This is a genomic window from Fulvivirga sp. M361, from assembly GCF_007097395.1.
Taxonomy (GTDB): Bacteria; Bacteroidota; Bacteroidia; order Cytophagales; family Cyclobacteriaceae; genus Fulvivirga.
This window is the reverse complement of the sequence record NZ_VKDC01000017.1, coordinates 90,009-104,039: the sequence shown is the minus strand read 5'-3', so window position 1 is coordinate 104,039 and position 14,031 is coordinate 90,009. Positions and strand designations below refer to the sequence as shown.

Below are 14,031 nucleotides of genomic sequence, written 5' to 3'. Positions count from 1 at the left end.
AATGGCTAAGGAAATTAGTGGATACTTAAAGTTACAAATCCGTGGAGGTCAGGCAAATCCTTCACCTCCGGTAGGACCTGCCCTTGGTAGTAAAGGTCTGAATATAATGGACTTTTGTAAGCAGTTCAATGCCAGGACACAAGAAAAACAAGGTCAGGTATTACCCGTCTTAATTACGATATACGCCGACAAGTCTTTTGAGTTCGTAATCAAAACACCGCCGGCTGCCGTGATGGTGTTAGAGGCATCCAAGAAGAAAAAAGGTTCACCTGAGCCTAATAGAAATAAGGTAGGGTCGATTACCTGGGACCAGGTTCAAACAATTGCTGAGACAAAGATGCCTGATCTTAATGCCTTTAAAATGGAGTCTGCTATGAAAATGGTAGCAGGTACAGCCCGCAGTATGGGTATAAAAGTTACAGGAACAGCTCCTTGGAGTAATTAATATAGCATCTAATGGGAAAGCTAACAAAGAATCAAAAAGCAGTGCTGGCTAAAGTTGAGCCTCAAAAAGAATATTCTGTGGAAGAAGCATCTGCGCTTTTAAAGGAAATAACATTTACCAAATTTGACGCTTCTGTTGATATTGACATTCGTTTGGGTGTTGATCCTAAGAAGGCGGATCAAATGGTTAGAGGTGTTGTTACTCTTCCTCACGGTACGGGTAAAGACCTTAATGTACTAGTGTTATGTACTCCTGACAAAGAGCAGGAAGCGAAGGATGCTGGTGCTGACCATGTAGGCCTTGATGATTATATAGCTAAGATTGAAGGTGGTTGGACCGATGTTGATGTAATTATCACCATGCCAACAGTAATGGCCAAAGTGGGGCGATTAGGCCGCGTTCTGGGACCAAGAGGCTTGATGCCTAATCCAAAATCCGGAACGGTGACGTTAGACGTAGCAAAAGCGGTAAAAGAGATTAAAGCAGGTAAAATTGACTTTAAAGTAGACAAGTTCGGTATAATACATACCAGAGTGGCTAAGTCGTCTTTTACAGCTGATAAAATCCAAGACAATATTAATGAAATGGTTCAGACTATAGCGAAGTTAAAGCCATCTTCTTCAAAAGGTACTTATTTCAAAAGTATCAACGTATCAACTACCATGAGTCCTTCAATTACAATCGATAAAAACTCAATAGGAGGAATATAGCCATGACGAGACAAGAAAAAGCGACGATAATAGACGATCTCAAAGATAAATTTGCTAATAATGGGCATTTCTATATTACTGATGCTTCAGGATTATCCGTGGCACAGATCAATGCCTTTCGTAGGTTGTGCTTTGAAAAGGGAGTTGAGTATCGAGTATTTAAAAATACATTGATAAAGAAAGCGCTACAGGATGTAGAGGGCGACTATGATGGCTTGAATGATGTTCTTAAAGGCTCATCAGGCGTAATGTTTGTAGAAGAAGCTGCAAATATACCGGCTAAAATTATCACTGAATATAGAAAAAAACAAGGTGGCGGAAAACCACTTTTAAAGGCTGCTTCCATTGAAAGAGATCTTTTCATCGGAGAAGATCATTTAAAATCGTTAAGTCAACTCAAATCTAAAAACGAGTTACTGGGCGAAGTTATAGGTTTACTACAATCACCTGCTAAAAACGTACTTTCTGCACTTCAAAGTGGAAAAGGTACATTAGGCGGACTGATAAAAACCTTAGCTGAAAGAGAAAATTAAGTTTGAATTAAAAAGGAATATTAAATAGAATAAAAATGGCAGACGTTAAAGCACTTGGCGATCAACTAGTTGAACTTACTGTTAAAGAAGTAAACGAGCTTGCGGAATACTTAAAAGAAACACATGGCATTGAGCCGGCAGCAGCGGCAGTAGCAGTAGCTGGTCCTGCAGCAGGTGGAACTGAAGGTGGTGACGCAGCGGCTGAAAAATCTGAGTTTGATGTTGTCCTGAAATCAGCAGGAGGAACGAAACTAGCAGTAGTTAAATTGGTAAAAGAGCTTACAGGTTTAGGACTTAAAGAAGCGAAGGAGATGGTAGATGGCGCTCCTAAATCCATTAAAGAAGGGATAGCAAAAGACGAAGCAGAAGGCCTTAAAAAGCAGCTTGAAGAAGCCGGGGCAGAAGTAGAGTTAAAATAATCCTTGGCGACGACACATAGTTGTCAAAAATTTACAGACCCTTATTCCAGAGGCCTGAAAAGGTGAATGGGATAATAGGGTCTTTTCCTGTTTGTAGATATACAAACAAATATCTTAGGCCTACCTTCTTTCTTACAAATATAAAGGACAGGCCGGACAAGAAAGTTCTGGTAATTAAAAAAATAATGCTTTGGCTAATAACACAGAAACCTCAAGAATCAATTTCTCATCCATAAAGAAAGTAATCGACTATCCTGGTTTCTTGGATATTCAATTACAGTCTTTCAAAGATTTTTTCCAGCTGGAGACGCCTGCTGAGAAAAGAGAGCAAGAAGGTTTGTTCAAAGTTTTCTCTGAAAACTTCCCTATTTCAGACTCAAGGGAAAATTTTGTTCTTGAATTCATCGATTACATTGTTGATCCTCCAAAATATTCTGTTGACGAATGCATAGACAGAGGTCTTACGTATTCTGTTCCTTTGAAGGCAAAATTGAAGTTAACTTGCAATGATGAGGACAATGAGGATTTTGAAACCATAGAACAGGAAGTATTCTTGGGTAATATTCCTTATATGACCAAGAAGGGTTCTTTTGTCATTAACGGAGCTGAAAGGGTAATTGTGTCCCAATTGCACAGATCACCTGGTGTGTTCTTCGCTCAAAGCAAGCATACCAACGGAACGAAATTATATTCAGCCAGAATTATTCCTTTTAAAGGGTCCTGGATAGAATTTGCTACAGATGTAAATAATGTAATGTATGCTTACATCGATAGAAAGAAAAAGTTCCCTGTTACCACACTTTTGAGAGCTATTGGTTATGGTACAGATAAAGATATTCTGGACCTTTTCGGATTGTCAGAAGAGGTAAAAGCTACCAAGAAAGATTTAAAAGATGTAAGTGGTCGAAAACTTGCAGCCAGAGTGCTTAGAACCTGGACTGAGGATTTCGTGGATGAGGATACTGGCGAAGTAGTATCGATAGACCGAAATGAGGTGCTGCTTGAGAGAGATCACATTCTTACGGAAGAGGATATTGACATTATAGTTGATTCTGGTGCTAAGTCAATTATACTTCATAGGGATGACGTAAACGTAACAGATTATACTATCATTTTTAATACGTTATCTAAAGATAACTCAAATTCTGAGAAGGAGGCTGTTGAGCAAATCTATCGTCAGTTGAGAAATACTGAAGCACCAGATGAACAAACAGCACGTGATATTATCCAGAGTTTATTCTTCAGTGAGAAGCGCTATGATCTGGGAGAAGTAGGTAGATATAGAATTAACAAGAAACTCGGGTTAGATCTTGATACTGACCAAAGAGTTTTGACCACCGAAGATATTATTCTTATTGTTAAATATTTGATTGGTCTTATTAATTCAAAAGCAGTAGTTGATGATATTGACCATTTGAGTAACAGAAGGGTAAGAACAGTTGGGGAACAATTATATACTCAATTTGGTGTAGGTCTGGCCAGAATGGCAAGAACTATCAAAGAGAGAATGAACGTTAGAGATAACGAAGATTTCAAGCCGGTTGATCTGATCAACGCAAGAACATTGTCATCAGTTATCAACTCTTTCTTTGGTACTAATCAACTATCTCAGTTTATGGATCAAACGAATCCATTGGCGGAGATTACCCACAAGAGAAGAATGTCTGCGCTTGGACCTGGAGGTCTATCCAGAGAGCGTGCCGGATTCGAGGTACGTGATGTGCATTACACACACTATGGGAGGCTTTGTACTATTGAAACTCCCGAGGGTCCGAATATTGGATTGATATCTTCCTTATGTGTTCATGCTAAGGTGAACCATATGGGCTTTATTGAAACACCTTACCGGGAGGTAAATGGCGGCAAGGTAGATATGACCGGAAATGTCAAATACCTTACAGCTGAAGAAGAAGATACACATAACATAGCCCAGGCTAACGCTCCTTTGAAAGATAGCGGTGACTTCCTGAACGAAAGGGTCAAGGCCAGATTTGAGGGAGACTTTCCTGTGGTGGAACCAGCGGAAGTTAAATATATGGACGTTGCACCTAATCAAATTGTTTCTGTGGCAGCCTCCCTTATCCCATTCTTGGAACATGACGATGCCAACCGTGCTTTGATGGGATCAAACATGCAACGTCAGGCGGTTCCACTTATGAAACCTCAAGCACCAATAGTAGGTACAGGTTTGGAAAGTCGGGTTGCGCTGGACTCAAGAGCACTGGTTCTTGCGGAAGAAAACGGTATTGTTGAATTTGTCGATGCCAAAAGGATCATAGTAAAATATGATATGGATGAAGACGACCTGTTGATCAGTTTCGATAAAGACAGTAAGACATATGATCTGATTAAGTTCAGAAGGACAAACCAGGATACGTGCATTAACCTTACTCCAATTGTTAAAAAAGGAGATAGAGTTCTTAAAGGGCAGCCTTTGGTAGAAGGTTACGCTACTGAAGGTGGTGAATTGGCCTTGGGTCGAAATTTGAAAGTAGCTTACATGCCATGGCAAGGTTACAACTTTGAGGATGCCATCGTAATTTCCGAAAAAGTAGTCAGGGACGATGTGTATACATCTATCCATATAGAGGAATTTGAACTTGAAGTAAGGGATACTAAGCGAGGAGAGGAAGAACTTACTTCTGAGATACCGAATGTTAGTGAGGAAGCAGTTAAGCACCTGGACGAAAACGGTATTATTCGTATTGGGGCAGAAGTAAAAGAAGGAGATATCTTAATCGGTAAAATAACACCGAAAGGAGAGACTGACCCTACTCCAGAAGAAAAGCTGCTAAGGGCTATTTTCGGAGATAAAGCAGGTGATGTAAAAGATGCTTCTCTTAAAGCGCCTCCATCACTTCGCGGAGTTGTAATAGATACCAAGCTTTTTTCAAGACCTAAGAAGGATAAGGAACTTAGGGCCAAATCGAAGAAAGAGGTTGAAATACTTAAGAATAAGTATAGTAAGCAGTTACTTGGACTGAGAAGTGAAATGATCGAGAAGATGACGACACTTCTTAATGGAAAAACCAGCCAGGGTATCAAGCACAAATTTGGTGACGAACTCATTAGCAAAGGAGTTAAATTCGGAGCTAGAAATATTGAAGAGAATCTTTTTCCGGAAAAGAACATCTATAAAGATGAGAGTACCTATAATGTTCCCGAGGAGGTTAATCTGGTATCTGATGTTAATTTAGATAATTGGACAAGTGATGAGAAGGCGAATGAAATGGTATTCAAGCTTGTCAAAAGTTATAACATCAAGAGGAATGAGATTGCCGGAGACTTCAAGAGGGAAAGATTTACATTGGAAGTAGGTGATGAATTACCAGCCGGTATCGTACAGTTGGCTAAAGTCTATATCGCGAAGAAAAGAAAGCTAAAAGTAGGTGATAAAATGGCAGGTCGCCATGGTAATAAAGGTGTGGTAGCCAGAATCGTGAGAACGGAAGATATGCCGTTCCTTGAAGATGGAACACCTGTTGATATTTGCCTCAATCCTTTAGGTGTACCTTCCAGGATGAACCTTGGACAAATATACGAAACGGTTCTTGGATGGGCAGGCCTACAGCTTGGAAGAAAATATGCTACTCCGATTTTTGACGGTGCATCGATGGAAGAGGTAGCGACAGAACTGAATGAAGCCGGACTACCTAAATATGGCAGAACATTTCTATATGATGGGCTAAGTGGTGAGAAATTCGATCAACCGGTTACGGTCGGTATTGCTTACATGTTGAAACTGGGACACCTTGTAGATGATAAGATGCACGCCAGATCCATCGGGCCGTACTCATTAATTACTCAACAACCCCTGGGAGGTAAAGCGCAGTTTGGAGGTCAAAGGTTCGGTGAAATGGAAGTTTGGGCTCTTGAAGCGTTTGGAGCATCCAATGTACTTCAGGAAATTCTTACCATTAAGTCTGATGATGTGATAGGAAGAGCGAAAGCGTATGAAGCTATCGTTAAAGGTGAAAATATGAAAAAGCCTAATATACCTGAATCCTTCAATGTACTTGTACACGAACTTCGTGGATTAGCACTTGAAATTACCTTAGACTAATAAATATATGTTGTACAGGATTTTTCCTGCACAACATTGCTCATAAAAAATCTAACTATGTCGTTCAGAAAAAACAAAAAGTTAAATAACGATTTTTCAAAAGTTACTATCAGCCTGGCATCTCCGGAGTCGATCTTAGAAAGTTCGCACGGAGAAGTAACACAGCCTGAAACGATCAACTACAGAACGTACAAGCCTGAAATGGGCGGTTTATTTTGTGAAAGAATATTCGGTCCGGTTAAAGATTGGGAATGTCATTGTGGAAAATATAAGCGAATACGTTACAAAGGTATTATTTGTGATCGTTGTGGAGTAGAAGTTACCGAGAAGAAAGTAAGACGTGAGAGAATGGGGCACATTGAACTCGTGGTTCCCGTAGCTCACATTTGGTACTTTAAGTCTTTACCTAATAAGATAGGTTATCTTTTAGGTCTACCAACTAAAAAGTTGGATCAGATCATTTACTATGAGCGCTACGTAGTTATTCAGGCCGGCGTGAAGGAAGAGGATGGACTAGCCTACATGGATTTCCTTACGGAAGACGAATACCTGGATATTCTGGATAAATTGCCAAGAGAAAACCAGTTGCTAGATGACGATGACCCTAATAAATTCATTGCCAAGATGGGAGCTGAATCCTTGGAGATGCTGTTGTCTCGTCTTGATTTGGATACCTTGTCTTATGACCTAAGGCATCAGGCGGCCACAGATACATCACAACAGCGGAAGGCAGAAGCTCTGAAAAGACTTAAAGTAGTCGAGGCTTTTAGAGATGCTAAGACCAGAATAGAAAATCGCCCGGAGTGGATGGTGATCCGTATGGTGCCCGTTATTCCGCCTGAATTAAGGCCACTAGTGCCTTTAGATGGTGGAAGGTTTGCTACGTCTGATTTGAACGATCTTTACAGAAGAGTGATCATTAGAAACAATCGTCTAAAAAGACTTATTGATATTAAAGCGCCTGAAGTTATCCTAAGGAATGAAAAGCGGATGCTCCAGGAAGCGGTTGACTCACTTTTTGATAATTCAAGAAAAGTAAATGCCGTGCGTTCTGATGGGAATAGAGCACTGAAATCCTTAAGCGATATGCTCAAAGGAAAACAAGGTCGTTTTCGTCAAAACTTATTGGGTAAGAGGGTGGATTATTCTGGACGTTCGGTAATCGTTGTAGGTCCGGAACTAAAGCTGCATGAGTGTGGGTTGCCAAAAGATATGGCAGCGGAGCTTTTCAAACCATTCATTATAAGAAAGCTTATAGAGAGAGGTATTGTAAAAACAGTAAAATCCGCTAAAAAGATTGTGGACAGGAAAGATCCTGTTGTTTGGGATATTCTGGAAAATGTTTTGAAAGGCCATCCCGTATTACTTAACAGGGCTCCAACGCTTCACAGACTGGGTATTCAGGCTTTCCAACCCAAATTAATCGAGGGAAAAGCAATCCAACTTCATCCATTGGTATGTACTGCCTTTAATGCTGATTTTGACGGTGATCAAATGGCGGTTCATGTACCGTTAGGTCAGGAGGCTGTTTTGGAAGCGTCATTGTTGATGTTATCATCACATAATATATTGAACCCTGCCAATGGTGCACCTATTACTGTACCCTCTCAAGATATGGTACTGGGTCTGTATTATGTGACTAAAGGTAGAAAAGGAACTAAGCAGGAAGCTGTTCCCGGTGAGGGCAGAATCTTCTACAGCGCTGAAGAAGTAGTGATAGCGCTTAATGAAAAGAAACTTTCTAAACACGCTCACATCAAAGTAAGAACTAAAGTTAGAACAGAGAGTGGAGAGTTAGAGACCAAAGTAGTTGAGACAGTGGCTGGTAGAGTTTTATTCAATCAGTATGTTCCTGAAGAAGTGGGTTTTGTCGACGAACTACTGACAAAGAAAAAGTTACAAACCATTATATCAGATGTCTTTAAAATTTCTGGTATGGCCAGAACTGCTCAATTCCTTGATGATATTAAGGAGTTAGGCTTCCAGTCTGCCTACAAAGGCGGTCTTTCAATGGGGCTGAACGATGTAGCAGTTCCTGCGGAGAAAGAAAATCTGGTTAACCAGGCCAAAGAAGAAGTAGATGTAGTTTGGAATAACTACTTGATGGGGCTGATCACTGATAATGAGCGATACAACCAGGTGATTGATATCTGGACGAGGATCAACACTCAGTTGACAAATACGTTGATGCATCAGTTGGAAGAAGACGATCAGGGATTCAACTCTATCTATATGATGATGCACTCTGGCGCAAGAGGTTCAAGAGAACAAATACGTCAGTTGGGAGGAATGAGAGGACTTATGGCCAAACCTCAAAAAAACCTGGCAGGTTCTGTAGGGGCGATTATTGAAAACCCTATTCTGTCTAACTTTAAAGAGGGACTGGACGTATTAGAATACTTTATCTCAACACACGGTGCTAGAAAGGGGCTTGCAGATACCGCACTCAAAACGGCTGATGCAGGATACTTGACCAGGAGATTAGTGGATGTAGCACAAGATCTTGTGATTACCGAGGCTGATTGCGGTACGTTGAGAGGTCTTACCGTTGCCGCACTTAAGGACAATGAAGACATTGTTGAGCCATTATCTGAAAGAATACTGGGTAGAGTATCTGTTCACGATATCTATGATCCGCTTACAGATGAAATCATTTGTGAATCAGGAGAAGAAATTACAGAAGATATCGCAAAACAGATCGATGAGACTAGCTTGGAAGAAATTGAAATTCGCTCGTTATTGACTTGCGAAACCAAGCAGGGAGGTTGCGCGAAATGCTATGGAAGAAATCTATCTACCGGTAGAATGGTACATGCAGGTGAGGCTGTTGGTGTAATAGCTGCACAATCTATTGGTGAACCTGGTACACAACTTACCTTAAGAACATTCCATGTAGGTGGTACGGCTTCGAATATTGCTGTGGATGCCAGTATCAGAGCTAAATTTGATGGTGTGATTGAGTTCGAAGGAATTAGAACAATATCTACCATTAACAGTGAGGATGAGAAAGTAGATGTTATCATGGGTAGGACTGGCGAGATAAAAATCGTTGACCCTAAGAAGAAGCAAGTACTTATTTCCAATCATGTACCCTATGGTTCTTTCCTTACTGTTAAAGAAGGACAGAAGATTTCAAAGGGTGATCAAATGTGTTTCTGGGATCCTTATAATGCCGTGATCTTATCAGAGTTTGATGGAACGATCGAGTTTGACTCCATCATAGAAGGAATTACTTACAAGGAAGAGTCCGATGAACAAACCGGTCACAGAGAAAAAGTAATTACTGATACAAAAGATAAGACTAAAAACCCAGCCGTGGTTGTTAATGCCAAGAACGAGTCTAAAGGCTATAATATACCCGTGGGAGCTCACTTGTCAGTAGAGGAAGGGCAAACGATCAAGGCTGGTCAAATACTGTCAAAGATCCCCAGGACTATGGGTAAATCACGGGATATTACCGGAGGTCTTCCTCGTGTTACTGAACTTTTCGAAGCCAGGAACCCGTCTAATCCTGCAGTCGTTAGTGAAATTGACGGTGTTGTGACTTATGGTGGAATAAAGAGAGGAAATCGAGAGATATTTATTGAATCGAAAGACGGTGTGAAGAAGAGATACCTGGTCCCTCTTTCAAAGCATATACTTGTACAGGATAATGACTTTGTCAGAGCAGGTTATCCTTTATCGGATGGTGCAATAACACCTTCTGATATTCTTGCCATAAAAGGTCCTACAGCAGTTCAGGAATACCTTGTTAATGAAATTCAAGAAGTATACCGTTTACAAGGGGTTAAGATCAATGATAAGCACATAGAAGCTATTGTTAGCCAAATGATGCAAAAGGTGCAGATCCTTGATCCGGGAGATACAAGCTTCCTGACGGGTGAGAGTATTGATAAATTCGTCTTTGGCGAGGAGAACGATATGGTTCTGGATAAAAAGGTGGTTATGGATGCAGGGGATTCGGAAAATCTTAAGCCCGGACAAATTGTTACCGCAAGAGAATTGAGAGATGAAAACTCTACACTCAAGCGTAAAGATATGAAACCTGTCGAGGTGCGGGAGGCAATGCCCGCAGTGTCTAAACCTACACTCCAGGGTATTACGCAGGCATCACTGAAAACGGAGAGCTTCTTGTCGGCTGCTTCATTCCAGGAAACTACTAAAGTGCTTAGTGAAGCTGCTATTCGAGGTAAGGCGGATCAATTGCTCGGCTTGAAAGAGAACGTGATTGTAGGTCATTTGATTCCTGCGGGTACCGGTCAACGGAACTTTAATAAGTACATCGTTGGTTCGCATGAAGAATATGATCAACTGGTTACAGCTGGTGAACAAGCCACTGATTCACCAAGGGAATTACAAGCAGATAGCTAATGGCTGAAGAGAATAAAGATAAAAAAGCAAATCCAAATCAGATCAATATAGAATTATCTGAAGAGATTGCTGAAGGTGAATATGCTAATCTGGCAATGATTGCGCATTCAAACAGTGAATTTGTTATTGACTTTATTCGTTTGATGCCAGGTGTACCTAAGGCAAAGGTAAAATCCAGGATTGTGATAACGCCGGAACATGCCAAGAGATTACTTAATGCCTTGAATGATAATATCCAAAAATATGAAGATACTTTTGGTTCAATTAAAAAAACTGATGAAGCTCCTAAGTTCCCTATTAATTTTGGAGGAACAGTAGGAGAAGCCTAATACAAAAAGCCTGTAATATCGTCCAAGAAAGAACCTTCTTTAGATATTACGGGCTTTTTTAATGCCCTCTCTGAAGGATTAAATAAATTAGATTTATTTGTTTAATCTAGCTCTTTTTATACCTTTGCAGTCCGAATTTTGAGAACGTTGTAATTTAAGAAATAAATATAAATGCCTACTATTCAACAATTGGTAAGGAAGGGCAGAAAGAATTTGATATCAAAGTCAAAATCACCAGCTCTAGATTCATGTCCGCAAAGACGTGGTGTTTGTACCAGAGTTTACACTACTACACCTAAAAAGCCGAATTCAGCGATGCGTAAAGTAGCGAGAGTTCGCTTGACTAATGGTAAAGAAGTGAACGCCTATATTCCGGGAGAAGGTCATAACCTTCAGGAGCACTCTATTGTTTTAATTAGAGGAGGGAGAGTGAAAGACCTTCCTGGTGTGCGATATCATATCATTAGAGGTGCCTTAGATACTGCCGGTGTGAATGGCAGACTACAACGAAGGTCTAAATACGGTGCTAAAAGGCCCAAGAAATAAATAGTAAAAAGAATGAGAAAAGCTAAACCTAAAAAGAGGTATATCCTTCCTGATCCCAAATTTAGTGATACACTTGTTACTAAATTTGTTAATTATCTGATGGTTGATGGAAAGAAAAGTATTGCTTACAATATTTTTTATCAAGCTATAGAGCAGGTAGAAAGTAAAACAGGTGAAAATGGATTGGAAACCTGGAAAAAGGCATTAAATAATGTCATGCCTGCTGTTGAGGTAAAAAGTCGAAGAGTAGGTGGAGCTACCTTTCAGGTGCCAATGGAAGTACGCCCTGACCGTAAGATAACCTTAGGTATAAAATGGATGATCCGTTATGCCAGATCCAGGGGTGAGAAGACAATGAGAGATCGGTTGGCTGGTGAGATCATCGCTGCGTCAAAAGGCGAGGGAGCTGCTATTAAAAAGAAGGACGACACACATAGAATGGCTGACGCAAATAAGGCATTTTCTCATTTTAGACTATAATTTCAGGCAGTTTTACAATGGCAACAAGAGATTTAACATATACACGTAATATCGGTATTGCAGCGCATATCGATGCCGGAAAAACCACTACTACAGAACGCGTTCTGTATTACACCGGAGTGAGTCATAAAATTGGTGAGGTACATGATGGTGCCGCTACCATGGACTGGATGGAACAAGAGCAGGAGAGGGGTATTACGATTACTTCTGCTGCCACTACTGTGTTCTGGCCTTATAAAGGCAATGAATATCACATTAACATTATAGACACTCCCGGACACGTGGACTTCACTGTTGAGGTGAACAGGTCATTAAGAGTCTTGGACGGTCTGGTGTTTTTATTCAGTGCTGTGGATGGGGTTGAGCCACAATCAGAAACAAACTGGAGACTTGCCGACAATTATAAGGTGGCAAGAATAGGATTCGTAAATAAGATGGATCGTGCTGGCGCTGACTTTCTAAACGTGTGTAAACAGGTGAAAGAAATGTTAGGTACCAAGGCAGTGCCTCTTCAATTGCCTATAGGTGCAGAAGATAATTTCAAAGGGGTGGTAGACCTTGTTGAGAATAAGGCCATTGTTTGGAACGAAGAAGATAAAGGCATGACCTACGAGGAAATCGAAATTCCTGCGGATATGGTCGATGAGGTGAATGAATACAGAGCTAATCTGGTGGAAGCCGTAGCTGAATATGATGACGAGCTTCTTGAAAAATTCTTTGAAGACCCTGAGTCCATTACAAAAGATGAGATCATCGCAGCATTGAGAAAAGCCACTATTGATTTGGCTTTTGTTCCTATGATGTGCGGTTCTGCTTTCAAGAATAAGGGAGTTCAAACGATGTTGGACTATGTAATGGAATTACTTCCATCTCCTTTGGACAGAGAGAGTGTAAAAGGAACGAATCCTGATACCGATGAGGAGGTAAGTCGTGCGCCAAATCCGGATGAACCTTTTGCGGCATTGGCATTTAAAATTGCCACGGATCCATTTGTGGGTCGGTTATGCTTTGTTCGTTCTTATTCTGGTATGTTGAACTCAGGGTCATATGTTTTTAACTCGAGAACAGGCAAAAAGGAGAGAATTTCCCGAATATTTCAAATGCATGCCAATAAGCAAAATCAAATTGATCGATTGCATTGCGGAGATATTGGTGCTGTGGTAGGGTTTAAAGATATCAAAACAGGAGATACGCTCTGTGATGAAAAGGCTAAGGTGGTTCTTGAATCTATGGTGTTCCCTGACCCGGTTATTGGTTATGCTATTGAGCCTAAAACACAAGCTGACGTTGACAAGTTAGGTATTGCAATAGGCAAGCTCATAGAAGAAGACCCTACGTTGCAGGTGGAAACGGATCAGGATACCGGTCAGACAATCCTGAGAGGTATGGGGGAACTTCACCTGGATATCATCATCGACCGTTTGAAACGAGAGTTTAAGGTTGAAATTAATCAGGGAGCGCCACAGGTAGCTTATAAAGAAGCGCTGAGGGAGACAGTAGAGCATAAAGAGGTCTATAAGAAGCAAACGGGTGGTAGAGGTAAATTTGCTGACATTGTCTTCGAAATAGGCCCTAAAGATGAAGATCACGAGAGTGCAGGACTTCAATTTGTAAATAATATTGTTGGTGGTGTTATACCACGAGAGTTTATTCCAGCTATTGAAAAAGGATTTAAGGATGCCATGTTCAACGGCCCTTTGGCAGGATATCCTATCGATCATATGAAGGTGAGGCTATTTCATGGCTCTTTTCATGATGTTGATTCCGATGCGCTTTCTTTTGAATTAGCTGCTCGAATGGGTTTCAGAGAGGCAGGTAAAAAAGCGAAGCCTGTTCTTTTAGAACCTATTATGGCAGTAGAAGTGGTTACTCCTGATGAATATACAGGTTCTGTAACCGGTGACCTGAATAGGAGAAGAGGTATCATGAAAGGAATGGATACCAGGGGTGTAGCACAAGTAATTAAAGCAGATGTTCCTCTTTCTGAATTATTCGGTTACGTAACAGATTTGAGGACCATTACCTCAGGTAGAGCAACAGCATCATTGACATTCTCACACTATGATCCTGTTCCTCAGAATATAGCCGAGGCTGTGATCACAAAAGTAAAAGGTCAACCAGCTTAAAATCTAAGA

The 14,031-nt window shown here is 40.7% G+C and carries 10 protein-coding genes; all 10 read left to right on the top strand.

The features are described 5' to 3' along the window. The first annotated feature begins 1 nt into the window (after position 1). Complete coding sequence (gene rplK, locus FNH22_RS18325; RefSeq protein WP_143399881.1) at positions 2–445, top strand: 50S ribosomal protein L11; 444 nt, start codon at positions 2–4, stop codon at positions 443–445. A gap of 11 nt (positions 446–456) precedes the next feature. Next, positions 457–1,155, top strand: coding sequence for a 50S ribosomal protein L1 (rplA, locus tag FNH22_RS18320; protein ID WP_143399880.1), 699 nt, complete (start codon positions 457–459; stop codon positions 1,153–1,155). Between the two features lie 2 nt (positions 1,156–1,157). Next, on the top strand, positions 1,158–1,688 hold the full coding sequence (rplJ, locus tag FNH22_RS18315) for a 50S ribosomal protein L10 (protein WP_143399879.1): 531 nt from the start codon (positions 1,158–1,160) through the stop codon (positions 1,686–1,688). Between the two features lie 35 nt (positions 1,689–1,723). After that, positions 1,724–2,107, top strand: a complete 384-nt coding sequence (rplL, locus tag FNH22_RS18310) for a 50S ribosomal protein L7/L12 (protein WP_143399878.1) — start codon at positions 1,724–1,726, stop codon at positions 2,105–2,107. Between the two features lie 190 nt (positions 2,108–2,297). Further along, entirely contained in the window at positions 2,298–6,170 is a 3,873-nt protein-coding gene (rpoB, locus tag FNH22_RS18305; RefSeq protein WP_143399877.1) for a DNA-directed RNA polymerase subunit beta, read from the top strand. A 57-nt stretch (positions 6,171–6,227) separates the two neighbouring features. Beyond that, entirely contained in the window at positions 6,228–10,541 is a 4,314-nt protein-coding gene (gene rpoC / locus FNH22_RS18300; RefSeq protein ID WP_143399876.1) for a DNA-directed RNA polymerase subunit beta', read from the top strand. Next, entirely contained in the window at positions 10,541–10,870 is a 330-nt protein-coding gene (locus FNH22_RS18295; RefSeq protein WP_143399875.1) for a DUF3467 domain-containing protein, read from the top strand. The genes rpoC and FNH22_RS18295 overlap by 1 nt, the downstream gene beginning before the upstream one ends. 171 nt (positions 10,871–11,041) lie before the next feature. Next, positions 11,042–11,416, top strand: a complete 375-nt coding sequence (gene rpsL, locus FNH22_RS18290; protein WP_143399874.1) for a 30S ribosomal protein S12 — start codon at positions 11,042–11,044, stop codon at positions 11,414–11,416. A gap of 12 nt (positions 11,417–11,428) precedes the next feature. After that, positions 11,429–11,896, top strand: a complete 468-nt coding sequence (gene rpsG / locus FNH22_RS18285) for a 30S ribosomal protein S7 (protein ID WP_143399873.1) — start codon at positions 11,429–11,431, stop codon at positions 11,894–11,896. Between the two features lie 17 nt (positions 11,897–11,913). Continuing rightward, complete coding sequence (fusA, locus tag FNH22_RS18280) at positions 11,914–14,022, top strand: elongation factor G (protein ID WP_143399872.1); 2,109 nt, start codon at positions 11,914–11,916, stop codon at positions 14,020–14,022. Positions 14,023–14,031: the final 9 nt, after the last annotated feature.

Coding starts and splice junctions, on each gene's coding strand:
- rplK (WP_143399881.1), top strand. CDS start 2: ATGGCTAAGGAAATTAGTGGATACTTAAAGTTACAAATCCGTGGAGGT.
- rplA (WP_143399880.1), top strand. CDS start 457: ATGGGAAAGCTAACAAAGAATCAAAAAGCAGTGCTGGCTAAAGTTGAG.
- rplJ (WP_143399879.1), top strand. CDS start 1,158: ATGACGAGACAAGAAAAAGCGACGATAATAGACGATCTCAAAGATAAA.
- rplL (WP_143399878.1), top strand. CDS start 1,724: ATGGCAGACGTTAAAGCACTTGGCGATCAACTAGTTGAACTTACTGTT.
- rpoC (WP_143399876.1), top strand. CDS start 6,228: ATGTCGTTCAGAAAAAACAAAAAGTTAAATAACGATTTTTCAAAAGTT.
- FNH22_RS18295 (WP_143399875.1), top strand. CDS start 10,541: ATGGCTGAAGAGAATAAAGATAAAAAAGCAAATCCAAATCAGATCAAT.
- rpsL (WP_143399874.1), top strand. CDS start 11,042: ATGCCTACTATTCAACAATTGGTAAGGAAGGGCAGAAAGAATTTGATA.
- rpsG (WP_143399873.1), top strand. CDS start 11,429: ATGAGAAAAGCTAAACCTAAAAAGAGGTATATCCTTCCTGATCCCAAA.
- fusA (WP_143399872.1), top strand. CDS start 11,914: ATGGCAACAAGAGATTTAACATATACACGTAATATCGGTATTGCAGCG.